Here is a 23,873-nt window from a genome sequence, read left to right as displayed (position 1 = left end):
GCGGGTATGACCGCACCTTCAGGCCGCCCGCCTTTCGATCGTCCCAGGCGACTTCGCAGCACTCCGGCGATGCGCCGGCTGGTTGCCGAGACATCGCTCGAGCCACGGCATCTGGTGTTGCCGATGTTCGTCGCCGATGGAATCGACGAGCCGAGGCCGATCAGCTCGATGCCAGGCGTCGTCCAGCACACGCGGGAGTCGTTGCGGCGTGCGGCGGGTGACGCTGTTGCCGCGGGTGTCGGCGGCCTGATGCTGTTCGGTGTCCCGGCTGCCGCCGACAAGGACGCCGTCGGCAGTGCGGGTACCGATCCCGATGGGGTGCTCAACGCCGCTCTGCGGGATCTGCGCTCCGATCTCGGTGACTCGACGGTGATCATGGCCGACACCTGCCTCGACGAGTTCACCGACCACGGGCACTGTGGGGTCCTGCGCGACGACGGCGTCGTCGACAACGACGCCACCCTGGAGCGCTACGCCGAGATGGCTGTGGTCCAGGCCCGGTCCGGGGCACACGTCGTCGGACCCAGCGGCATGATGGATGCCCAGGTCGGGGTGATCCGGGCGGCTCTCGACACCGCCGGGTTCTCCGACACCGCGATCCTCGCCTACACAGCCAAGTACTCCTCGGCCTTCTACGGCCCGTTCCGTGAAGCCGTCGGTTCGTCGCTGCAGGGTGATCGAAAGACCTATCAGCAGGACCCGGCCAATGCGCGCGAGTCCATGCGGGAGCTGGCCCTGGACCTCGCCGAGGGCGCCGACATGGTGATGGTCAAGCCGGCGATGTCGTACCTCGACGTGCTGCGCAGGGTCGCGGACGCGGCCGATGTACCGGTTGCGGCTTATCAGATCTCGGGGGAGTACGCGATGATCACCGCCGCCGCCGAGCGTGGCTGGATCGATCGCGATGCGGCGATCCTCGAGTCCCTACTCGGTATCCGGCGCGCCGGAGCTGACATCGTGCTCACATATTGGGCCCACGAGGTCGCGGCTGCGCTACATTGAACGTCACAGATGATTGGTGATCGTTCATTGGTGGGGGCTGATGATGCGAATGGGGTTCTGGGGGAACTGCCGTGTCGGATGGATCAAATCGGGTCGAGCACGTCTTCTCACGCTCGATCAGGCGTCGGTGGAGCGCGCAAGGTGACATCGCGACGCGAGATGACCTGTACCGCTTCGTGAAACAGCTTCGCGACGACGGTATCCCGCTGGAGGCGTCGGCGGCGGTCCTGGAATTCGATGCGGCAGACTTTCGGCGTTGGCTGGCCGGGGATCAGCCGGTCCGGGTCTTCGAGGCGGAGACCGCGGAGCGCGTGGAGCGTTCCCGCCAGGAGCTGAGCAGCTCAGAGGCGCGAGCGCGCGGAGCCGGACGCCGACCCGCGGAGCCTGTCGACGACTGCGACAGTTTGATGCGTGCTTTTGAGAGCACGGTCCGCCTCCGCGCCAAAGAACTTGTCGCCGATCCGCCCTTGCACCAGTCCGGTTGGTTTCCCCTGATGCGGCTGCTGGCAGGCGAAGGGGTGCCCGTGGAGGTCAGTGCGACGATCCTCGGGGTCGATGTGGTGGCCTACCGGGACTGGATCTGCGACCACCGGATGCAGATCGACTCGTCGGGGGATCGGTAGTCGGGTCGGCCGTCGATGGCCGGCCGATCGCCGGGAGACAACTCGAGGCGTTCGGGTCGGTGCCACTAGGCTGGTGCTCATGTCCGTGACCCCGCCGCCTTATGGCCGAGATCCCTATGGCGCGCCGCAGCCGGGCGGCGTTCCGGCGCCGGACCGGTCGCAGCAGGTAGAGAAGCCGCCACTCGCCAGTTCTCTCGCGATCGCCACCGAGCTGTGGGTCCTGGTGATCATCGCGCAGATCGTGGCCGTGTGCGGTCAGTTCACGATGGCCTCCGATCAGATCGATCAGATCCGCGATGACATGGCGCGTCAGGGCCAGCCGGTCTCTTACGGTCTGGTCGTCACCATGGTGATCGTGATCTCGATCGTGATGATCGGCGGCATCTGCGGGACGCTGACCTGGTTCGCGCGCTCGGGACGGAACTGGGCCAGGCTCGGCCTCGGGTTCATCAGCTTCTACCTGGTGGTGCAGACCGTCTACGCATTCTTCGTCGCAGGGGCAGACCACTGGACGATGATCCCCACGGTGATCGGTGGTGTCGGCGCGCTGGGCGCCGGGGTGCTGCTCCTGCACCGCGACTCCGATCAGTACTGCAAGGACATGGCCGCGTGGCGGGCCGAGAAGAAACGGCCGACATCGATCTACTCGCCCGGCGGTTATCCCCCGGTCGGCGGTTATCCACCGCCGGGGCAGTATCCGGGTCAGAACTCGGGGCAGTATCCGAGTACCGGTCAACACCCGCAGTATCCGCAGTACGGTCAGCCCGGGTATCCGCCGCAGCAGTATCAGCAGCCGGGCCCCCAGAACTCCCAGAACTCCCAGAACTCCCAGAACTCCCAGAACGAGTCCGACACAGGAGAACGCAAGTGAGCGCTACGCCCGTCGATCCGGCGGTCCCCCCGAAGCTTGTCACCAGGGCCTATTGGCTGTGGATGGCCGCGGGCGTTCTGTTGGTGCTCTACGGCGTGGCCATCATCATCGTGAGTCTGGTCGCAAGCGGCGCAGGGTTCGTCATATTCGGTGTGTTCTTCGCTGCCATCGGCGCTGGTCTGATCGTGCTCGCGCGCAAGGCTTTTCCCGGTGACCCGCGCTGGCGGTCGGCGTTGGCCGTCTTCACCCTGATGCTGGTCGCGCTCGGAGTGCTGGCGTCGCTGCTGGTGGCCCAGGTCGCCGCGGCGCCGCTGCTGTTCAGCCTCTTCGCCCTCGTCGGGTCGATGATGGCCTACCGGCCCTCGGCGGAACCGTGGTTCACCGAGAAATGAGCGAGGAGTACCCGGACGACGATGACGTCGTCGCCGACGACGAGAGCGTGGACGAGGGCGAGGTCCTCTACGCCGAGTCGGGTGGCGCGTGGTGGGTGGTTGCCATCGGTCCGGTGCTGTGTCTGATCGTGTTGATCACCGAAATCATCGGCGGCGGCAGGCTCCATTGGCCCGCGCTGCTCGTGTTCGCCCTCGTCATCGGCGGGTTCTCGCTGGTGCAGGTCTACGCAGCCAGGACCCACGTGAGCATGATGCTGACCGAGCGGTCGCTACGCCAAGGTGCGCAGACGATTCTGCTCGACGAGATCACCGAGGTCTTTCCCGAGAACAACAGCCCCGAACCCCAGAAGTGGGAGAGTGCGCCCGCACTCGGTGAACTGTCGGCGGTCCCCCGCCGTCGCAAAGGCGTCGGGATCAAGATGACCAACGGCAAGCTGGCTCAGGCCTGGGCCCGGGACGTCGACCACTTCCGCTCCGAGCTCACACAGGCCCATCAAGCGATAGAGCTAGGCCTCGGCCCCAGAAAACGCGCCCCGCACCCCGACGACGACTGACGACAAAAGCACACCGTTCAGTCATTTGCACACGTTGCAACGTGTGCCTATGACTGAACGATGTGCTTTTGCGTGGGTGTGAATTTATTGTGCTTCCTGGTCCGGGATCATCACCGTTTTGAGCAAGCTCTCCGGCACAGCAAAGGCGTCGACCAGGGTGCGGGCATGTGGCCGCAGGTCGCGGCACAGTTCGTTCACGCCGCGGCGGATGGCCTTGGCGCGTTCCACCGACACGTGCCGGTGCATGAGGAACCAGTCGAGGTCGTCATCGAGGGCCGAGTACACGAACAGGTCGCACACCTTGCCGAGTAGTTCGGTGCCCGCCTTGCTGTCGCAGCGGTCGATCGCATCGACGAACGCCTCGAGCACCACACGTTCGGTGTGCGCGGAGCCGACCTTGAGCAGGTGATCCTGGGCGCCGTTGAACACCTCGAAGGGGTCGTTGTCGTTCTCGGTCGCCCGTCGTAGGCGGTTCGCGCACGTGCGGACGAGGTGGTCTTCGCGGTTACGGAACAGCCGGATCTGCGTGCCGCGATTGGTGAGATCGGATTGCTCGGGATCTTCGTCGGAGCCGTCGATCAGGGTTTGCACCACCTGGCGGACGGCGGACTTCTCGAGGATGACGTCGCGCGCCATCCCGGCGATGAACCGTGCCCAGCCGACGGTGTTCAGTCCGCGTACATCCTGGGCGTACGCCGACAGCAACTCTTTCGCCACCAGCTGGGTCAGGACGGTGTTGTCGCCTTCGAATGTGGTGAACACATCGATGTCACCGCGCATGATCGAGAGCTGGTTCTCATCGAGATATCCGGCACCGCCGCACGCTTCGCGACACACGTTGATCGTGTTGGACGCGTGCCAGGTGGTCATCGCCTTCAATCCGGCTGCGGCGCTCTCGAGTTGACGCTGACGATCCTCGTCGAGATCCTCCGCGGACTGGAGTTCGTGCAGTTCTTCGATGATCTCGTTCTGCGCGAACGTCAACGCATAGGACTTTGCGATGAGGGGCAGCAGTTTTCGCTGATGACCCAGGTAGTCCATGATGGTGATCTCGTCGGTGGAGTCGGGGGACTCGAACTGCTTGCGCACCAGCCCGTATCGCGTGGCGATCGTCAGGGCTTTGCGGCCTGCGGCGCCTGCCGTGGCGGCGACGCTGACGCGGCCGCGGATGAGGGTGCCGAGCATGGTGAAGAAGCGCCGGTTCTCGTTTTCGATCGGCGAGCTGTAGGTGCCGTCTTCCGCGACATCGGCGTAGCGGTTGAGCAGGTTCTCCCGCGGGATCCGGACATGATCGAACTCGATGCGCCCGTTGTCGACCCCGGCCAGGCCGCCCTTGTATCCGTCGTCGCTCGTGGTCACGCCGGGAAGGTCGTTGCCCTCGTCGTCACGCAGCGGCACCACAAAGCAGTGGACGCCGCGACTGGTCGGCTCTTCTCCGGGGCCGCCGGTGACCAACTGCGCGAACACCGCGCCGACCTTGGCGTGCTGGGCAGCGCCACCGATGTAGTCCTTGCGGGCGAGATGGGATTCGGAGTGGATGACGAACTCGCCGGTCGCGGCGTCGTAGGTACCGGTGGTCTGCAGCGCCTGCACGTTGGAGCCGTGTCCGGTCTCCGTCATCGCGAAGCAGCCGAGCAGGTCGAGGTCGATGAGGCCCGGCACCAGGGTCTCGTGGTGCCGTGCGGTGCCGAGGTTCTCGACGGCGCCACCGAACAGTCCCCACTGGACGCCCGCCTTGACCATCAGGGACAGATCCGCGTAGCCGAGGAGCTCGATCGCGCTGATCGATGCACCGATGTCGCCCGTGCCACCGTGCTTTTCCAGGAAACCGGACCGCGGGAACCCGTGCGAGGTCAGCTCTTTCATGAGCTCCAACATGCGGGCCCGCGCCTCGTCCAGCGTCCGGGACGGATCGGGAAGGAATTCGGCGTGATTGAGCTGCCCACGCACCGTCTCACGGGTGGTGCGCCAGCGGCCGTCGAGCGCAATCCGCAGATTGTCGATCAGCAGCTCGCGGTCGTCGTCAGGTGTCGCACTCGTCAGGGCATCTGGTTCACCGGGAGCGGGCAGATCGGCGGAACTGGCTTCGATGGCAGTCATAGATTCGAGAATACCCAGCGCTTCGTGCCGCAACCCCGGATACGTGTAGATACGCGTCACACTCAGTAGGTTGGGTTACGGCAACGCCTGATTCATGTGGAGACGGCTCGTCCGGTCACTGCGTGGCGGGCGCACCAACCGTGATCGCGTCGAGGCGTTCGCCGATGAAGTCGCCCGAGATGACAGGCGGTCGACCGGCTTCGGTGCCGATCGGGGGCTGCAGCGGGACGACCTCGGCGTCATGGTTGAGCTCATAGAAGAAGATCAGCGAGACGAGATCTTCGTCCGGAGCCTGCGACGGCGGCGGTAGGACGCGCTGCCGGCCCGCACGCCATCGGCCGGCGGTCCAGTACTCGAGCAGATCGCCGATGTCGATGGTCAGCGCAGCGGGGTCGTAGGGCGCGTCGGCCCAGCCGCCCTCGTCGCTGTAGACCTGCAGTCCGCCGGCGCCGGGTTCACGATCGAGCACGGTGACCGTACCGAAATCGGTGTGCGGCCCGATCCGGAACTGACCGTCCTCGACAGGGCCGGTCTGGGTCAGCGCGGGATAGTGGTTGATGTTCGACGTCCACGTCGCGTTGTCGGCCAGTCCGAGAAAGGGATTGGCCGAATCAGTGAGTCCGAGGGACGCGGACATCAGCGCCAGCAGGTCGTCGGAGAGCGACTTCATCTGGCGACAGTATTCGACGAATAGATCACGCAGATGTGGCACCTCCGCCGGCCACACGTCGGGCGGGAACCACAGGGCGTCCACGACGGGGTCACCGACAGGTGTCTGGGCGCCGCAGTTGTACGTCTCCTTGAGGTCGGGTGGTGTCTCGGTCCCCTCGGAATAGCCGTTGGCCTCCATGCCCGGGCCGATCCAGCCGCGACCGCCGACGGCGACTGCGTACTTGTCCTTCACTTCCGTTGGCAGCGCGAAGAATTCGCGTGCAGCAGCACGCAGGGCACGGGGGAGCTCGGGATCGATGCCGTGGCCGGTGACCAGCAGGAACCCGGCCTTCTGCAAGCTCTCGTCGACGGCGGCACAGAGCGCCGTGGCCGCATCGCCACCGGCGCGCCATTGCGAGATGTCCACAGTCAGAACAGGACTGCTCATTCTGCTACCGCCTGGTCCGTGGCGACCCCGATGTCCTCGTTCCACAGCAGGGGATTGAGGTCGATGAACGAGGACATCATCGAGATGCAGCCCGGGTCGTTCAGTACGGTCACCGAGACGCCCAGATCGGTGAGCCAGTTCTCGCCGCCCTGGAAGGTGGTGTTCTCGCCGACGATCACCGAGCCGATGTTGAACTGCCGGATCAGTCCGCTGCAGTACCAGCACGGCGCCAGGGTGGTCACCATGATCGTCGACCGATAGTCGGTCTGGCGGCCGGCGTTGCGGAAAGCGTCTGTCTCACCGTGGACCGACGGATCGTCGTTCTGGACCCGGCGGTTGTGGCCACGGCCAAGTAGTGCGCCGTCCGAGGCGAACAGGGCCGCCCCGATCGGGATACCGCCCTCTGTCAGGCTCTGTTGAGCCTCGGCGTATGCGATCTCGAGGAGCGTGGTCGGGGAAACATCGGTGGATGTCGTCATGTCCTCAACGGTGCCCGTCTCGCGCCTGTGCAGCAACTGACATAGTGTCTCGATGAAACCGGATCTTGACGTGCAATCCGTCGGCAGTCGTAGGAGGATCGTTTCCCATGGTCTTGACTTTGCGTGACGTACTGGATCGGCATCTCGCGGCGGCCGACCCGCAGGTGCTCAGCGGACACGATGGCCTCGACAACGAGGTTCGCTGGGTACATTCCAGCGAGATCTTCGAGATCGGCCCGCTTCTCTCTGGTGGGGAGTTGCTGCTGACGACCGGTCTCGGGCTGGCCGGGGTCGATTCCGGGACGCGCCGGCATTACATCCGCGAGCTCGCCCAGCGTGGTGTCGCGGGGGTGGCGGTGGAGTTGGGCCGTACCTTCGACGAGGCACCCGGCGAGATGGTGCGGGAGGCGTCGTCGGCGCGATTCCCGTTCATCGTGCTGCGCACGGTGGTTCCGTTCATCGACCTGTGCCGGGCGGCGAACACCGACCTGGTGTCGCAGGAAGTCGGCGCACTGCGCAGGCGGAGCGAACTCGATGCGGCGCTGCATGCCGAGATGGCGGCCGGAACGGGGGCGCCCGCCATGCTCAAATGTATTGCGCGTGCGGTGGGTTGCCCGCTGGTGCTGTTGGGCAAGGGCAATGCGTTGATGGCTGCCGAGGGCCTCGACGACGATCACTCGGCGTGGCAGGCGGTGGATGCGCAAGCGGCATCGGTGCCGGTCGGGATGCGCGGTGAAGTGGTCGCGACCCTGGTCGCCGGTCCGGGGTCGCGGCTCGATGCCGATGACCTGCTGACGTTGCTCGAAGTTGGGGCGGGCCCGCTCGGTGTCACGCTGTCGTTGACCCGAGAGCTCGCCGGATTGCCGCATCGCGCGGCGTCGTCGTTGGTGTCAGATCTGTTGGAGCGCCGCATCGATCGCCGATCAGATCTGGTGATGCGGCTGGGTGCGGCCGGCTTTCGGCCGGCCCGAACATCGCAGATCGTTCCGGTGGCCGTCGACGTCCCGACGCCGCGGATGGCCTCCCGAATCACCGCGTCAGTGGTGAAAAGCATTGCTGCGCAATCCATGCACGCGCAGGTCCATGCGACGTCGTACGCGTTGATCGCGACGGGCCGGCCCGGCCACGACGACGTGACGTTGATCGCCGATGCGTACCGGGAATTCGCCGACGAGGCAACGGTTGTCGTCGGCGATCCCGTGCCGATCGACGCGCAGGAGTTGTCGACGTCGCTGCTGCGCGTGCGGCATGCGCTGGCGTTGGCGGTGGCGGATCGACGTATCGCTGCCGGGTCGGCCGACGCCGTGACATCGACGCGGGCGCTGGCCGCGGATCTCGCGATGGAGACGCTCGACGCCGCAGTGCGCGACGACCTGCTGGCCGTGATCGCTCCGGTCATCGCCTGGGATGCCGAACACGGGTCGGAGTTGACCCGCACACTCGAGGTGCATCTGCGGCACGGATGTAGTGCCACCCGCTCGGCCGCGGCCCTGAATCTCGGCCGGCAGAGCCTCTATCAGCGACTGGAGCGGATCCGTGGGCTGATCGGATTCGACTTCACCGCTGCGCAGACCTACCCGGGACTGTTGCTGGCCCTGTGCGCACATCGCGCACAGGGCCGCAGCGGAGAATGAGGCTCAGATCTGCGAATACTCGCGATTGATCTTGGTGCGGCACAACAGGACATAGCCACCGAAGGCGATGAGGAAGCCGATGAAGAACGCGATGTCGCCGAGTTCGGGGACCGCTTCGGCCACCCACCCCACGTAGCGTTCCTGGTTGGCGAACAGCGCCACCGAGACGACGAGCGCGATGACGAACGAGAGCAGCCCACCCCAGTTGGTGTACTTGGTGTCGTAGAGCAGATCCGCGACAGGGCGTCCGCGCCGGAGTAGTTGGTCGGCGAGGACGATGCCGAGCCACGGCCCGATCCAGTAGGCGACGATCAACAGGAACGTCTCGTAGTTGGCGGCCGCGTCGGCCAGTGCCCACCAGGCCACCAGGAACCCGACGACGCCGAAGACCGCGGTGACCACCGCGCGCTGGATACCGACGGACATCTTGAAGCCCATGGTCACGAAAGCCATTGCGCCCGAGTACAGATTGATGGCGTTGGCGGCCACCGCGCCGATGGCGATCGCGAGCAGGGTCAGGTCGGCGACCCACGACGGCAGGGATCCGGTGAATGCGTCGGTGGGGCTGAGATCGGCGTCGGCGCCGATGGTGACCGACGCCGCGCCGATCGCCATCAGCGCGGTGGTCGACACGAACAGACCGGAGGAGGCGAAGAATCCCGTCTGGAACTTCGACACGTTCACCGGAAGGTAACGGGTGTAGTCCGCGGCGTAGGGCGTCCAGGCGGCGGTGTAGCCGAATGCCGCACCGAGGGTGAGCAAGAAGCCGCCCAGACCGGCCCCGCCGTCGGCTGCAGCCATCCCCAGGTCGGCATCACGGAAGATGAACACGCCGGCCAGCACGAACACCACAGCCAGCACGGGTGCGGCGAGCCGCTCGAAGCCCTGGACCAGGTTGTGGCCGCAGAACGCGAAGCCGGTCTGCGCGAGCACGATGATGATCAGCGCGAGCACCGACGGCAGTCCGAACAGGGTGTTGAGCGCCAGTGCCCCACTGACGCTGTTGGTGGCGAACCAGCCGACACCGCACATCACCGTCATGAAGGCGGCCGGAAGGATGTTGCCGCGGTACCCGAAACCGAGTCGACCCAGCACCATCTGCGGCACCCCGTGCAGCGGTCCACGTGCGGACAGCACATAGTGTGCGAGCGCTCCGAGCAGGTTGCCGATCGCCATCGCGGCGATGGCCTGCCAGAAGCTCAGCCCGAAATAAAGGACCGCGATGATCCCGAGGAAGATCGTCGCGAACTCGAGGTTGGGTGCGGTCCAGGTCCAGAACAGCCCGCGGGGTTTGCCGTGCCGGGCTTCGGGTGGGATGAACTCGTTACCGCCCGGCTCCACCGCAAGGACCTTGTCGCCGTAATTGCCCAATGCTGCCTCCGGGGCGTCCGGCGATGCGGGGCCATCGGGGGTCGTTCGGGGAGTCGTCGATGTCATGGCGCAACGGTCCCTTGCCGGAGGCGTCCGGGGCAACTGACAGATCGTCCGCTGCCAAGGACCTCTGGCCCGTCGTTCTGTCCGGAAGTGGTGGGTTCTGGCGACGGCGACCTGCGCGTTTGCTCGCCAGAACCCACCATCATCGGGCGGTGGGTTGGTTCTGGGTGATGCAGTGGATGCCGCCACCGCGTTCGAACAGGGGGCGTGCGTCCACGGCCTTCACGGTGCGGCCGGGGTAGACCTCGGCGAGGATCGCCGCGGCCCGCGCATCGTTGGGGTCGTCGTAGCTGCAGGCGATGACACCGTCGTTGACCACGAGGTGGTTGATGTAGCTGTAGTCGACAGGACCCTCGTCGTCGGTCAGCACGGTGGGTGCGGGGACCCCGATGATCTCCCAGTCCGGTTCGGCGTCTGCGATGAGCGCCTTGATCCGGGCACTGACCGCGAAGTCGGGGTGATCGGGATTCTGCTGATCATGCACCAGCACCACCCCTGGGGACGGGATCGCGGCGACGATGTCGACGTGCCCGCGCGTCCCGAACTTCTCATTGTCGCGAGTCAGGCCGTGCGGTAGCCAGATTGCTTGCTCGGCGCCGATGGTGCGCGCCAACTCGGCTTCGACCTGGGCCTTGGTCCAGTCGGAGTTTCGCCCTTCACCGAGTTGCACCGACTCGGTGACGAGCACGGTGCCGGCGCCGTCCACCTGGATGCCGCCGCCCTCGTTGATCATCGGCGAGTCGATCAGTTCGGCCCCGGACAGTTCGGCGATCAGCTTCCCGATGTGCTGGTCTTTGTCCCATTGCGCCCACGACGCGGCACCCCAGCCGTTGAAGATCCAGTCGACCGCGCCGAGCCGGCCGCTCTCGTCGAGCACGAAGGTCGGTCCGATGTCGCGGGGCCAGGCATCGTTCAGTGGCGCTTCGACGATCTCGATGCCGGCCGAAAGGTACTGGCGTGCAGTCGAGATCTCGCCGGGGTCGACGATCATGGTGACCGGTTCGAAGTCGAGTACGGCATGTGCGACGGCGGCCCACGTCGCTCGTGCCTCGTCGCGCGCAGCGGCGGTGTCGCCGAGGGAATACCCCTCTACCGGGTAGGCCATCCAGATCTTGTCCTGCGGTGCGCCCTCGGCGGGCATCGTCCAGTTGCTCATGTCAGGGCGATGTACTTCGTGGTCAGATACTCGTAGATGCCTTCGGAACCGCCCTCGCGGCCGATGCCCGACTGCTTCACGCCGCCGAACGGTGCTGCGACGTCAGAGATCACCCCGCGATTGACCCCGACCATCCCGGATTCGATCTTGTCGGCGACCCGTAGTGCTCGATCGAGATCCTGAGTGTAAAGGTAAGCGGCCAAACCGTATTCGGTCGCGTTGGCGGCCGCGATTGCTTCGTCCTCGGAGGTGAAGGTGCTGATCACAGCGACCGGGCCGAAGATTTCGTTGCAGACGATCTCGGCGTCGGCGGGAACCTGATCGAGGACGGTGGCGGGGTAGAAGCACCCGGCGTCCTCGGCGGGGTCGGCGCCGAGACGGACGCGAGCGCCGTCGGCAACCGCCTTCGACACCGACTCCGCGATCGATGACTGCTGCTTCACGCTGACCATGGGCCCGAGTGTGGTGTCGGAGTCGTACCCGCGGCCGAGCACCATGGCCTTCATCTTCGTGGTGAGCGCAGCGGTGAACTCTTCTGCGACTCCCTCCTGCACCAGGAAGCGATTGGCCGCGGTACAGGCCTCGCCGCCGTTGCGGGTCTTCGCCGCGAAAGCGCCTTCGACCGCCTTGTCGACGTCTGCGTCGTCGAACACCAGGAACGGTGCATTGCCGCCGAGCTCCATCGATGTGCGCTGGACGTTTTCGGCCGCCTGACCGATCAGCGTGCGGCCGACGGGTGTCGACCCGGTGAAGCTGATCTTGCGGACGCGCGGGTCCGCGATCAGCGGGGTGCTGACCTCAGCGGATTTGCTGGTCGGGAGAACCGAGAGCACGCCGGCCGGCAATCCGGCCTCGCCGAACAGCTTGGCCAGGTAGAGCATGGTCAGCGGCGTCTCGTGCGCGGGCTTGACGATCATCGTGCAACCGGCCGCCAGCGCGGGGCCGATCTTGCGGGTTCCCATGGCCAGCGGGAAGTTCCACGGCGTGATGGCGAAGGCAACCCCGACCGGCGCATGCGTGACCATGATGCGGCCGGTACCACCCGGTGACTTCGTGAAGCGGCCCGCGACCCGTACCGCCTCTTCGGCGAACCAGCGCAAGAACTCACCGCCGTAGTTGATCTCTGCCACCGAGTCCGGCAGGGCCTTGCCCATCTCGAGGGTCATGATCATCGCCATGTCGTCGGCGTGCTCGCGGATCAGCTCAAAGGTGCTTCGCAGGATTTCCGAGCGGGCCCGGGGTGCGGTGTCGGCCCATTCCTCGGAGACCGCCACTGCGCTGTCCAGTGCCGTGGCGGCATCATCGGGTGTCGCGTCGGCGATCTGCAGCAGTGAGGTGCCGGTCGCCGGATCATCCACCGAGAAGGTTTCTTTGGTCGACGCCGCCACCGAGTCCCCGTTGATCCACAGCCCGGTGGGCACCGTCGCCAGCAGGTCGCGATACTGCGCGATCGGGTCGGTGGAGGTGTCAGTCATGGCAGTGCCCTTTCGGATCAGGAGTGTCGGTATGGCAATGAGAACTCGGGCTCGGTGCCACGTCGAGGGAGGGGTTGCGGTCGAAGAATCCGAAAGGCTTGAGCCAGAACGACACGGTGTCGGCGGGCATGATGGGCCAGTCCTCCGGCCTGGTGATGTGATGGACGCCGAAGGTGTACCAGACGACGACATCGGTGTTGTCGATGCTGCGGTTGGCTTTCGTCCACTCGCCGAGCCCCGTGTCGACCGATGACTGGTTGACGAACTCACCTGCCGGCCAGCGTTCGTCGGGACTGTTCGGCGTGACCCAGACGGTGTGCCCGATCACCTGCGCGCGCTGGAAGATCGGCGAGGCCGGATCGAACATGGACGGGATGGCGTCGCCGGGAACGAGTTTGTAGGACGGGTTGGTGCCCAGACCGTTGGTGGTGTTGGTGTTGACCACCTTCCAGGCCCGCTGGGTGGCCCAGTTCATGTCCTGCTTGCCTTCTTCTTCGGTGCGCAGGGGAGTGTTGCGCTGCACGAGGGACAGACCGTAAGGGTTGTTCGGTCCCATGGGCTCGATCTCGGTCTCGCTGGCGTACACGGTGTTCTGGGTGCCGTCGACGTCGAGATCGAGGCGGGCGACCAGGAAGTGCTGGTGGTAGGGGGCATACGTGCGTTCGTCGACCAGCGTTCCGTGAGGATGGGTGCCGCCCGGCGCGAACGGGGTGGTCACCATGATGCCGGTGGCCCGGACCTCGCATTCGATGTTGCCGTCCTGGTAGAAGCGCCAGTAGACGAGGTATTCGTAATTCGCGACGGTGACGTGGAACGAGACCGTGAGGCGGCGCATCCGGCGCACCTCGGCGCCGGCGTCGTGGTCGACATGCTTCCACAGGACCGCGTTGTCTTCCTCGTGGATGCAGATGGCGTTGGTGATCGTGTAGGGCTCGCCCTTGCTGTTGTGGAGCACGGCATCGAGGTAGCGGATCTCGCCGAGGCAGTCGCAGCCGAGTTCCAGCGAGGTGGTCATGAAACCCAGACCCCACTCGCCGATGTCGAATGCGGTTCTGCGGTAGTGGTCTTCGCAGTGATCGCGGTAGGGGACCATCATCTCTGCGAACGACAATTTGTGCGCGACCGAACGCTCGCGACCGTCGTCGTTGTAGCTGATGGTGTGCAGGGTCATGCCCTCGCGGTGATTGAAACCAACCCGCAGTGACCAGTTCTGCCAGGTCAGTTTGTTGCCTTCGAGGGTGAACGACGGTCCCTCAGGCTGGGTGATCTCCAACGGTTTCAGTGGTGCTCGGCGCGAGGCGTTGAGGATCCGTTCAGGGATCCGGGCAGGCACGTATTCGCCCATCACCTCCGGGGGTTCGACACCGCCGGTGTCCTCGATCTCGAGCAGTTCCATCGTGTTGAGGTCGATCACACAGTGCAGCCCGCTGACCGGATGCGCGTAGGGATTAGCGCCCGCCTCGCCCTTGACCCAGGTGTCCGACCAGCCGATGCGCCGGTCGCGGTACTTTTCCGGTGCCACCGCATCGCCGTAGGTCCAGGTGTCCATGAACACCAGTTCGAGGTCGGTGATGCCGCGTTTGGCCAGGGCCGCAATCACATCGGGGTGCCCACGCAGAACCTCATCGCATTCCTCGAACTCGTCGACCGTGAAGTTGGCCTGCACACCGGGGATGTGATCGAACGATTCGACGGTGTCCTCCGACAGCGAGACCACCGCTTTGTAGGTGGCGTTACGACTCGAGTCGAGGCACGTGACGACGCCGCGGCGAGGTGGCTCGGCGCCACCTGCGGCGTAGTCGGCCAGTTCGGCTTTGCTCGGCTCGAGCAGCTCGATGGAGTTGAACCGCCACCCCTCACCGACCCCGTGATCACGCAGCATGAGCGCTGCGGTGGCGCGGAACTCGTCAGCGGAGAAGGGATCGAGGGGATGGAACGTCGATGCAGTGGTCACGCGTGGTCTCCTACCGGCCGGTGAGATCGTTCAGGGCGTTCTCGAGTACGTCGAGGCCGTCGTTCAACAGGGCGTCGTCGATCACCAGCGGCGGCAGCAGTCGGATGACGTTGCCGTACGTCCCGCAGGACAGCAGCACCAGACCTTGGGTCAGACATGCGGCGACCAGGGCTTTGGTGAGCTCCGGATTCGGTTCTGTGCCGCCCGGTTTGACCAGTTCGATGGCCAGCATCGCGCCCCTGCCGCGGACCTCGCCGATCTCCGGTGTCACCGACGCCATCGCGCGAAGGCGACCGCCGGCGAGCTCTTCGATGTGGCGGGCGCGGGCGGGCAGATCCAGTTCGGTCATCACGTCCATGGCGGCGAGCGCGGCGGCGCAGGCCACCGGGTTGCCGCCATAGGTCCCACCGAGTCCACCTGCGTGCACGGCGTCGAGTAGGTCGGCCCGACCGGTCAGGGCGGACAGCGGCATACCGCCGGCGATGCCTTTGGCCATGGTCACCAGATCGGGCACGATGCCCTCGTGGTCGCTGGCGAACCAGGCGCCCGTGCGGGCGAAACCGCTCTGGACCTCGTCCGCGATGAACACGATGCCGTTGGAGCGCGCCCAATCAGCAAGTGCCGTCAGAAATCCCGGCGCGGGGACGATGAAGCCGCCCTCGCCCTGGATTGGCTCGATGATGATCGCCGCGAGCTGGTCGCCGCCGATCTGCTTGTCCATCATCGAGATCGCGCGCTTGGCCGCTTCGGCACCGTCGAGTCCGTCGCGGTAGGGATACGACATCGGGATCCGATAGACCTCCGGCGCGAACGGGCCGAAACCGTACTTGTACGGCATCGTTTTCGCGGTCAGCGCCATCGTCAGGTTGGTGCGACCGTGATAGGCGTGATCGAACGCCACCACCGCGTCGCGGCCGGTGGCCAAGCGTGCCACCTTGATCGCGTTCTCCACGGCCTCGGCGCCAGAGTTGAACAGCACCGTGCGCTTCTGATGATCGCCAGGTGTCAGGTGGTTGAGTCGTTCCGCGACGGCGACGTATCCCTCATAGGGAGTGACCATGAAGCAGGTGTGGGTGAAGTGGCTCGCCTGGTCGGCGACAGCGGCGGCCACGGCGGCGTTGCCCGCTCCCACCGTCGTCACCGCGATGCCTGATCCGAAGTCGATCAACGAGTTGCCGTCGACGTCGACGATGACTCCACCGTCGGCGTCTGCGGCGTAGACCGGGACACTCGACCCGACGCCGCCGGCGACAGCCATCGCTCGACGACCCTGCAGTTCTGAGGATTTCGGACCGGGTAGGGCGGTGACCAGATTTCGCTGCTGAGGCAGCCGGTACTGGGGCGCTGTCACGGCGGTCATTCGATCGAGCTCATGACGTGCTTGATGCGGGTGTAGTCCTCGACGCCGTACGACGAGAGGTCTTTGCCGTAGCCCGAGTTCTTGAAGCCGCCGTGCGGCATCTCTGCGACCAGCGGAATGTGGCAGTTGACCCACACACAACCGAAGTCGAGGCCCGCGGTCATCCGGCCGGCGGTGCCGTTGTCGGTCGTCCACACGCTGGAGGCCAAGCCGTAACTGACGTCGTTCGAGAACTCCAGTGCCTGCGCCTCGTCGTCGAAGGCCTGCACCGTGACGACGGGCCCGAAGGTCTCGTCCTGCACCAGCGAGTCGCTTTGACGGACCCCGGTGATCACGGTCGGTTCGACGTAGAACCCCTTGTCGCCCTTACGTTTACCGCCGGTCACCACCGTGGCGTGGGATGGCACCGAGTCGAGGATCGAGGTCACCTTGGTGAAGTGGTTGATGTTGTTGAGCGGCGGCACGGTGGTGTCCTTGGCCTTCTCGATCAGGGCGTCGACGAACTTGTCGTGAATCGAAGAGTGCACCAGGATCCGGGTGACCGCGGTGCAGTCCTGACCCGCGTTGAAGAACGACGCGTCACCGATGCCGTCAACGGCCTTGTCCAGATCGGCGTCGGCAAAGACCACGGCCGGCGCCTTGCCACCCAGCTCGAGGTGGGCGCGCTTGAGGTTCTGCGCCGCCGACACCGCGACCGCGATCCCTGCGCGTACGGAGCCGGTGATCGACACCATGCTCGGCGTCTTGTGTCCGACGAGGGCCGCTCCGGTGGCGCCGTTACCGAGCACCACGTTCAGGACACCGTCGGGCAGGATTCCCTTCGAGATCTCCGCGAGCACGAGCGTCGATTCCGGGGTGGTGTCCGAGGGTTTGAGCACCACGGTGTTGCCCGCGGCGATGGCGGGACCGATCTTCCAAAGCGCCATCATCAACGGGTAGTTCCACGGCGTCACCTGAGCGACTACACCGACCGGCTCACGCCGGACATACGAGGTGAAACCCTCCATGTATTCGCCGGCCGACTTGCCTTCGAGCAGGCGGGCGGCACCTGCGAAGAAGCGGATCTGGTCGGCGCCGACGGTCACCTCCTCGTCCGCGATCTGGTCGTCGGGCTGGCCGGTGTTGCGAGCCTGCGCCGCGACCAGCTTGTCCGAGTTCGCCTCGATGGCGTCGGCAAGCTTCAGCAGCGCGGTCTGTCGTGTCTTCGGCGTCGTCTTTCCCCAGGTCTCGAAGGCCTTCGCCGCAGCGGACATGGCAGCGTCGACATCGGCGTCTGACGAGATGGGTGAGGTACCCACCACCGATTCGTCCGTGGGGTTGATGAGGTCCAACGTCTCCGTGCCGGTGGACGCCACGAACTCTCCGTTGATGTAGTTCTTCAAGATCTGATTGGCCATAACACCAGGTCACTCTCGGTTGGGGGCGGATGGGAGAAGGGCGATGAGTTCAGTCTTCGCCGACGAGCCCGCGCGCGGACCTGACGGAACGTCCAGTCGCTCTGCTAAGGCACTACCATTTGTCCAATGGGAGCGAAGTCTGTGCAGGTATGCGCCATGAATGGGCTCGGCAAAGTCGCGAAGCCATGACGACCACGGTGCGCTGGTTACTGGCCCAGCGCGATCTGCAGCTGACCCTTCTCGGCGGCGCAGCCGGTCAGGATCGCGACATCGACTGCGCTCTCAGTTCAGAGCTGCCTGCCCCGCACGAATGGCTCGCCGGCGGGGAGTTGTTGCTCACCACCGGCTTGCGTCTCCCGGAAACGACGCGGGATCGGCGCCAGTATCTGACGCGTCTCGACGAGACCCGGATCGCCGGCGTCGGGTTCGGTGTCGGCCTCGGGTTCGACGACGTACCGGAGGATCTTGTCGAGATCGCCGACGATCTCGGACTGCCACTGATCAAGGTGCCACTTCCGGTGCCGTTCTCGGCGATCGCTCGCACCGTCCTCGACCGCATCGCTGCGCAGCGGTTCGACCAGTTCGTGCGGGCGTCGCATACCCAGCCACGGATCACCCGGGCGGTGATCGCAGGCGGGATGCCGGCCGTCGTGCGCGAACTCGCCGACGCCATCGAGCAGACGGTCGTGCTGCTCGACCGCGAACAGCAGGTGGTCAGTGCGCGACCGCAGGCCGTGTCCGCCGACGAGCTGGCAACGGTCCGCGCCCAGATCAGCCGTGATCCCGCTGCATCGAGCGGCGTCACGATGACCGACGAGCGCGTGATCACGGTGCAGCGAATCAGCGTGGCCGGCAATGTCTTCGGTCATCTGGTCGTGCTCGGAGATACCCCGCTCGGCGACCTCGAACGGGTGCTGGTGGGTCATGCCACGTCGCTGCTCAGTCTCGAACACGCGAAGCCGGGACAGGTCCTGCGCGATCAGCAGGCGCTGCACGCCGACGCGCTGACGATGGCGATGGCCGGGCCACCTCCGGCCGCGGCCCGCAACATCGTCTTGCGAGCCGCAGACCGCGAGGGTCGGGTTCGGGCCGCCGTCGTCCAGTACTCCGGTGTCGGCGGTGCCCAGCGGGCCGCGGCGTCCATCGCCGTCGAACTCCAATCGCGTTGGCGTCCGGTCTTTGTCGAGCAGAGTGGTAGCGAGGTGGTCGTCTTGTTGCGGGGGGAGGACCAGCGCGGGTTCGCCGAATCGGTGCTCGGCATGGTCGGGGTCCAGGGGGCGCGAGGCGGTCTCGGGACCGTGGCGTCGGTCGACGAGATCGCCGACTCCGTGCGGCAAGCCCGGCTCAGCTGCGTGGTCGCGGCGGAAGGAGAGGTGGTCGATCTGCTCGCGCAGGGGTCGGTGCTGTCCCTCGAACCGGTTCGTCGGGCCTTCAGCGGTGCCCACGACACTGTCCTCGGGCCGCTACTCGAGTACGACCGCGCGCACGATGGTGATCTCGTCGCCACGCTCCGTGGCTACCTCCTGGCCAACGGCCAATGGGAGTCCGCCGCCGCGACGGTCGGGGTGCATCGGCACACGCTGCGCAACCGGGTCGACCGCATCGAGGGTTTGCTTCGGGTCGACCTGACCGATGCCCGGACCCGAGCTGAGTTGTTGCTGATCATCCTCGCCGACCCTCGTTGACCTACTGACCGGTCGGAGGCGGGGTGGTTCGGGACGACATTCGCTGCCGAAGTCGGAGGAAGTCACAGTTCCTCCGACTGTCGTCAGGTCCTCCGGTCGCAGTCGGAGGATGTGGCTGGTGTCGGAGGAAGTATCAAATCCTCCGATTTCGGCAGTGTCTCTCGAGCCCTAGACGCGTTGTCCCGGATGCCCGGTGGGCACGGTGCCGGTCACAAGGTTGGTAATCACAAGCCCACGCCCGGCCAGCCAGGGGACGGCGGCAACGGCGGAACTGGTTCGGCTCGCGGATATGGTTCTGCCGGAAGGGTTGGTAGTCCTGTGAGATTGTCATCGCATTGCTGGCTTAGCGTTGGCTGGCCGGCTATATCGTCCGCGAGAAGGTCGAACTCGGTCACTTTCCAATCGCCGAAGACGTCCGTTGTGGGCGCCCGAAATCGTCCGCGCTCACCTTCGGGCGGCGGCGAGCCGCCGGTATCGAATGCAATGAGCACTGGTTGTGGTGGCCAAGCTCCATGTTCCCAACCATCTTCCTGTCGAATGCTTGACTCGCCATAGCGACACAGAGTAATTCGTGTCGAAATGCTGTCTGATTGGCGGCTCAGCATGCGGTAGTAGCGAGTACTCGTGAACGAGAGCCCCAATTGATCGAGCTTGAGCATCATGTCGATGTCGGGCGGGGACGCGTCTGCGAAACCGGGGTAGCCCCATCCGGTGCCGATCCCGTCACGGGCCAACTCGTAGGACTCGACATAGGCGCGTACGAAGGTTCCCTCGGAGCTGAGCGGGTCGAACTCGGGTGTGGTTATCCACCGAAATGACTGATCGATCCCGCGGGGTTGTTGGTGCTCGGTGGTGCTAGGCGTGGTGGGTGGGCTCGGTATCGTCGCTGAACCGCAGGCTGCCAGCGTCAGAAGGACGAGAAGATTCAACGCTCGCAGCGTGGTAGCTGACATGCACTGGTAGTTCACAAGCTTGCGGCCGGCCATCCGGGGGACTTGGTGGTTCATAGTCCTGCGCCCGGCCAGCCCGGCGACGGTGGCAACGGCGCGATCGGGTGGTCCTGATAGGTGTGCTCGAGGGCGGGGAGGGGTGGGATGCCGGTGAGGTCGGCTTCGCATCGTGCGAAGTCGTCGGTGTCGCTCCGGTCTGGATCTCTTGGCACGAAGTCGAATGCGGTAGCTGCCCAATCCCCGAATACGTTGATACTCGGGCTGCGTCGACTGCCGCTTTGTTCGCTTGGTGGCGGTCTGCCCTCTGTGTCTACGGTGAGTACTACGGGTCTGGACCCCCATGATCGCACTCCCCACGGTGGGTGCGGGTTCGTGTCTGGACGGGTGCCGAATGACCAATCTCCAGTCGATGATGCGTATCCGTATCGGCACAAAGTGATTGTCGTAGCCGTTCCCGTGGATTGACGGGCAAGGAATCGATAGAACATTGTGCCCATGAATTCTATTTGGGACGACTGCCATTCGAGATTCTTATCGATGTCTGGTGTTGCCGCAGCGACGAAACCTGGATATCCCCAACTGGTGCTCTGGCCGTCTCTGGCCAACTCGTGTGACTCTACGTACGCACGGACGAATGTGCCCTCTGCACTCATTAAGTCGAAGTCTGGGGTCGGGATCCACTGAAAAGTGACGTCGAATCCTGGTGGCTGTTCGGATCGCAAGGATGCCGATGGTTCGGGTGGGGATTTGGTCGCTCCGCTACAAGCCGCGAGCAGTAGTAGCGCGACGACCCCCAGGGCCTCTCGACATCTACGCGTAGCTGTCATTACCAGTCCTTGGGTTCCAGGCCGTTTGCCCGGGACCAGTCAAAGTCCTCCAGTGGATCTCCCAACAATTCCATGACATCCTTCGCGAAAATATCCGGGTTCTTATTCGAGATGTCAACTTTTCCGTCTTGTGAGAAGTATTGACCCATAGTCGGATCGGATAGCACAGAAGGGTTCTTTTTTGCGTAGCTGTCTAAGATGTCTGAGTACCTGTCGGTCGCCGTTGTCGAGCTGTCGAGCTGTGCCTTCATCAGGTCGAAGCTTTTGTCTGCGCCAATCTTGCTGACGTCAGGCGGATCGCCGATGGCCTCGAGTTTCACCCAAGGTGCGGCGGTGTCCATCACGGCTTTCGCTACAGCACCCATCGGAATGGAGCCGACAACTGCTTTTCCGGAGTCGAACAATCCGCCCTTGTTGGCGTAGTCGACAGTCGCAGCGTACCTTTCGCCAGCCGCGTCCTCTGCTTTCTGCGCTTCGAGTCCCGAGTACATCGCGCCTTCGATACGCCCTGCCACTGCACCGAGGTTGCTCTGACTCAAGTCTTCCCCAAAGGTCGATTCCGCGTAGCTGATGGTCTGGGCGGCAGCAGTATTGAATGTACGACCAGCGTCTGCGTCCGTGTCCATCACCTGGAACAGTTTTGACATCTGGTCGGCGTGCTCAAACACGTCCGCTCCATTTGTTGTGAACAGCCCGTCGGGTGCGCCGGCCAAATCGCCGATCTGAGGAGCGATCGCATCAGCCAGGGTGCGAGTCAGCTCAGGGTTCACCTCACCCAGGGCCGCGGTCCCGATGATCTCCACCAGGGAGTCCCTGTTCTCCGCGATTACTCTGGCGAGTTCACTGCCGGATTCACCGGCCCGCCAGGACTCCGCGACGGTATTCGCCGTGGAACCTTCGGGTGCGGCGGCGGAATCGCCGATCCACTTGAAAAGATTGTTGGGTCCGGAGTCTTCGCCGCCGGCCCCATCCGCCCAATCAAAGGTCATAAGATTGGTCATAGCCTTGCTCGCGTTGTAATCGCTAGTTGTACCGTCAATGTTGATGGTGTCCGGCATGGCGGATGTGACCCCAGGTCCTCCGCTGCGGCCAGTCATCAGGGCATCATGCACTGCGATGTGGTCGTTACCGGCGACGGAGGTCGTCTTCGTCAGCACGTCCTGCACGTCTGCAAAGCTGGTGAAGTCTCTGCCGGTTCCGTACAGACCAGCCGGATTGTCTGCGGCACCGGCTATTTCGCTACTGCGAACAATGAGTGCGCGGTCGATATCGCTGCCGAGCTGCACGTTGGGGTCCCCGTGGCCAAGGACGTCTGCAATTGTCTCGAGTTTGGTCAGTGTGGGAAAGTCGCGCGCCTGGAATGAAGTTGTGCTTGTTCCTGCTTGCTGAGTGATCAGGGTGCTCCGAACCGGGTTCTGCGTCAACGGATCTCGAATCGCACTGGGCACCTGCGACAGCCCGCCACGGATGTAGGAGGGCGGCGCAGGCTGACCGGTGACGTTGCTGACGATCGGACCGAACCAGTTGTCCACCCGTTGATCCGTCCGCACATGGGGATTCGACAGCAGCTGTAGCCCGTCGGCCAGTGCGGCTTTCATCGCCGGATCATTGCCGCCAAAGGCGGTGAACCCCTCCAGTCCTTGCTTGTTCAGCTCACCGTAGAAGCCCTGTAGGTACTCGAATTGGCCTTTGGTGATCACCGCATCGTTGCCCTGGATCAAGGCATCTCGCTGCTCGGGGGAGAGGTCCGTCGCGGCCTCGAACCTGGCCTTCTGTTGCGGGGTGGCGGTGCCGCCTGCGATTGCCGCGACGTCGCGTGCCGCCTGCTGCCTAGACATCCCCGCGGTGAGCGGAGCATTGACTTCGGCATTGCTGAACGCGTCGGCCAACGCCGTCGCACCGGCCTGATCGTCGATGCCCATCTGGTCGGCGAGGGCCTGCAGCGAAATCGTCGAATTGATGGCGTCGTTGAATCGCCGGTCACGCTCGGCGATCAGTGTGTTGTACTCAGCGCTGCTCTGCTCGGCTGCTGCAATGCGCCTGCGTAATTTCGCGTCTCGTGGACGGACCAGTCGTCGTCGACGCGGAAATCGTCCTGTTCGAGACCATCGACGCGCGACAACGCGGTGGATCGGTTCGGAGAGATCGCGTTGGCGGTGTTGTTCAAGATGTTGCCGGCGCGGTCGATGTCGGACCCGAGTTTGTTGATCTCCGCCTGGTCGGACAATGCACGTTGCTCACAGGCACGCTGCGATTCACCGACCCATTTCCCGGCCGCGTCCTGTGCGGCGTCGAGCATCGTCTGCGTCTGGGTCCGCAGATCGGACGCTCCGTCGATGAGGCCGGCGGCCTGTGTTCGCAGCGCCGACAGATTCCATCCGGCCACGGTGGACTTGGAGGGACGCCCCATCAGAAGTCGCCCAACGCGCGGAACCCGCTCGCCGACTCCTCCTCGGTATCGATCAGGTCGATGCCGGTATCCGTGCAAGCATTACCGATCTGCTCGACGCGGCCCGCAGCCCTGCTCAACAAGTCGACCAAGAGATTGTCTTTACCCGCGCACGCGCCCGCGAGAGCCGACCCGGTCATTGCGCTCGCCACTGCTGCAAACCCGGGTGCCACGGTGATCCCTCGGACCTCACCGGCGATGGTGGTCATCTTGGTGCCGACCCCGTGAATGGTGTCGACCTCGTCAGCCGCGAACAGTTCCCCCACAACAAGCCCCCCGGCCTCGATTGTTTTCACGAAGCTTAAACCAGCCCTCCAACGCTGACCCGTCGAGTCACGCGAACCCCGATGATGTGCTGTTGTGGCGGCCCCCACCTGGGAAAACGTTCGCAAAAAGGGCACATCATCGGGGTGGGGAGGCTGCATGGGACGG

Annotated in this window: 21 protein-coding genes; 7 read left to right on the top strand and 14 right to left on the bottom strand. The window is 64.8% G+C overall.

The window, feature by feature from the left end:
- Positions 1–6 precede the first annotated feature (6 nt).
- The 5 genes from hemB to BFL43_RS15235 all read left to right on the top strand — a co-directional run bounded on the left by hemB (position 7) and on the right by BFL43_RS15235 (position 3,442).
- Positions 7–1,002: a porphobilinogen synthase gene (hemB, locus tag BFL43_RS15255; RefSeq protein WP_084893360.1), complete on the top strand. Its 996-nt coding sequence runs from the start codon at positions 7–9 to the stop codon at positions 1,000–1,002.
- Positions 1,003–1,073: 71 nt separating this feature from the next.
- A complete protein-coding gene (locus tag BFL43_RS15250; RefSeq protein ID WP_084893359.1) occupies positions 1,074–1,625 on the top strand; it encodes a hypothetical protein in 552 nt (183 codons plus the stop codon).
- 79 nt (positions 1,626–1,704) lie between these two features.
- Positions 1,705–2,496, top strand: a complete 792-nt coding sequence (locus tag BFL43_RS15245; RefSeq protein ID WP_143695337.1) for a hypothetical protein — start codon at positions 1,705–1,707, stop codon at positions 2,494–2,496.
- The gene (locus tag BFL43_RS15240) at positions 2,493–2,888 is read left to right on the top strand and encodes a hypothetical protein (RefSeq protein ID WP_084893357.1); all 396 of its coding nucleotides are present in this window, start codon (positions 2,493–2,495) and stop codon (positions 2,886–2,888) included. The genes BFL43_RS15245 and BFL43_RS15240 overlap by 4 nt, the downstream gene beginning before the upstream one ends.
- Entirely contained in the window at positions 2,885–3,442 is a 558-nt protein-coding gene (locus tag BFL43_RS15235) for a hypothetical protein (RefSeq protein ID WP_084893356.1), read from the top strand. Before BFL43_RS15240 ends, BFL43_RS15235 begins: the two co-directional genes overlap by 4 nt.
- Before the next feature lie 84 nt (positions 3,443–3,526).
- Here BFL43_RS15235 and BFL43_RS15230 read toward each other — a convergent pair whose 3' ends face one another.
- From BFL43_RS15230 to BFL43_RS15220, 3 genes are all read right to left on the bottom strand, one after another.
- Entirely contained in the window at positions 3,527–5,542 is a 2,016-nt protein-coding gene (locus tag BFL43_RS15230; protein ID WP_084893355.1) for an acyl-CoA dehydrogenase, read from the bottom strand.
- A 115-nt stretch (positions 5,543–5,657) separates the two neighbouring features.
- Positions 5,658–6,641 (bottom strand): 2-oxoglutarate and iron-dependent oxygenase domain-containing protein, encoded by a 984-nt coding sequence (locus BFL43_RS15225; protein WP_084893354.1) that lies wholly within the window; start codon positions 6,639–6,641, stop codon positions 5,658–5,660.
- The gene (locus tag BFL43_RS15220) at positions 6,638–7,120 is read right to left on the bottom strand and encodes a nucleoside deaminase (protein ID WP_084893405.1); all 483 of its coding nucleotides are present in this window, start codon (positions 7,118–7,120) and stop codon (positions 6,638–6,640) included. Before BFL43_RS15220 ends, BFL43_RS15225 begins: the two co-directional genes overlap by 4 nt.
- Positions 7,121–7,227: 107 nt before the next feature.
- On the opposite strand from BFL43_RS15220, the gene BFL43_RS15215 reads away from it, so the two are divergent.
- Entirely contained in the window at positions 7,228–8,754 is a 1,527-nt protein-coding gene (locus tag BFL43_RS15215; protein WP_084893353.1) for a PucR family transcriptional regulator, read from the top strand.
- Positions 8,755–8,757: 3 nt separating this feature from the next.
- On the opposite strand, the gene BFL43_RS15210 is transcribed toward BFL43_RS15215, so the two are convergent.
- The 6 genes from BFL43_RS15210 to BFL43_RS15185 all read right to left on the bottom strand — a co-directional run bounded on the left by BFL43_RS15210 (position 8,758) and on the right by BFL43_RS15185 (position 17,530).
- Positions 8,758–10,191, bottom strand: a complete 1,434-nt coding sequence (locus BFL43_RS15210; RefSeq protein ID WP_084893352.1) for a cytosine permease — start codon at positions 10,189–10,191, stop codon at positions 8,758–8,760.
- A 139-nt stretch (positions 10,192–10,330) separates the two neighbouring features.
- Complete coding sequence (locus BFL43_RS15205; RefSeq protein ID WP_084893351.1) at positions 10,331–11,344, bottom strand: agmatine deiminase family protein; 1,014 nt, start codon at positions 11,342–11,344, stop codon at positions 10,331–10,333.
- Entirely contained in the window at positions 11,341–12,819 is a 1,479-nt protein-coding gene (locus tag BFL43_RS15200) for an NAD-dependent succinate-semialdehyde dehydrogenase (protein WP_084893350.1), read from the bottom strand. The genes BFL43_RS15205 and BFL43_RS15200 overlap by 4 nt, the downstream gene beginning before the upstream one ends.
- Positions 12,812–14,773, bottom strand: coding sequence for a primary-amine oxidase (locus BFL43_RS15195; protein ID WP_084893349.1), 1,962 nt, complete (start codon positions 14,771–14,773; stop codon positions 12,812–12,814). Before BFL43_RS15195 ends, BFL43_RS15200 begins: the two co-directional genes overlap by 8 nt.
- A gap of 10 nt (positions 14,774–14,783) precedes the next feature.
- Positions 14,784–16,124 carry a 4-aminobutyrate--2-oxoglutarate transaminase gene (gabT, locus tag BFL43_RS15190; protein WP_143695341.1) on the bottom strand — a complete coding sequence of 447 codons (1,341 nt, stop codon included), beginning with the start codon at positions 16,122–16,124 and terminating at the stop codon, positions 14,784–14,786.
- A gap of 5 nt (positions 16,125–16,129) precedes the next feature.
- Entirely contained in the window at positions 16,130–17,530 is a 1,401-nt protein-coding gene (locus BFL43_RS15185; RefSeq protein WP_084893347.1) for an aminobutyraldehyde dehydrogenase, read from the bottom strand.
- Positions 17,531–17,715: 185 nt separating this feature from the next.
- Here BFL43_RS15185 and BFL43_RS15180 point away from each other — a divergent pair, with 185 nt between their 5' ends.
- Positions 17,716–19,215 carry a PucR family transcriptional regulator ligand-binding domain-containing protein gene (locus tag BFL43_RS15180; RefSeq protein WP_084893346.1) on the top strand — a complete coding sequence of 500 codons (1,500 nt, stop codon included), beginning with the start codon at positions 17,716–17,718 and terminating at the stop codon, positions 19,213–19,215.
- Positions 19,216–19,439: 224 nt separating this feature from the next.
- On the opposite strand, the gene BFL43_RS28625 is transcribed toward BFL43_RS15180, so the two are convergent.
- The 5 genes from BFL43_RS28625 to BFL43_RS15165 form a co-directional block, all read right to left on the bottom strand.
- Entirely contained in the window at positions 19,440–20,201 is a 762-nt protein-coding gene (locus BFL43_RS28625; protein ID WP_143695336.1) for a hypothetical protein, read from the bottom strand.
- A 17-nt stretch (positions 20,202–20,218) separates the two neighbouring features.
- The gene (locus BFL43_RS29015) at positions 20,219–20,377 is read right to left on the bottom strand and encodes a hypothetical protein (RefSeq protein ID WP_168176655.1); all 159 of its coding nucleotides are present in this window, start codon (positions 20,375–20,377) and stop codon (positions 20,219–20,221) included.
- 614 nt (positions 20,378–20,991) lie between these two features.
- Positions 20,992–22,914 (bottom strand): hypothetical protein, encoded by a 1,923-nt coding sequence (locus BFL43_RS15175; protein WP_084893345.1) that lies wholly within the window; start codon positions 22,912–22,914, stop codon positions 20,992–20,994.
- 71 nt (positions 22,915–22,985) lie between these two features.
- Positions 22,986–23,402, bottom strand: coding sequence for a hypothetical protein (locus BFL43_RS15170; protein ID WP_084893344.1), 417 nt, complete (start codon positions 23,400–23,402; stop codon positions 22,986–22,988).
- On the bottom strand, positions 23,402–23,737 hold the full coding sequence (locus tag BFL43_RS15165) for a hypothetical protein (protein ID WP_143695335.1): 336 nt from the start codon (positions 23,735–23,737) through the stop codon (positions 23,402–23,404). The genes BFL43_RS15170 and BFL43_RS15165 overlap by 1 nt, the downstream gene beginning before the upstream one ends.
- Positions 23,738–23,873 lie beyond the last annotated feature (136 nt).

The organism is Williamsia sp. 1135, from assembly GCF_002095395.1.
In the GTDB taxonomy this organism is placed as follows: Bacteria; Actinomycetota; Actinomycetes; order Mycobacteriales; family Mycobacteriaceae; genus Williamsia.
The sequence above is the reverse complement of the archived record's forward strand: the minus strand, read 5'-3'. Positions and strand labels throughout refer to the sequence as shown.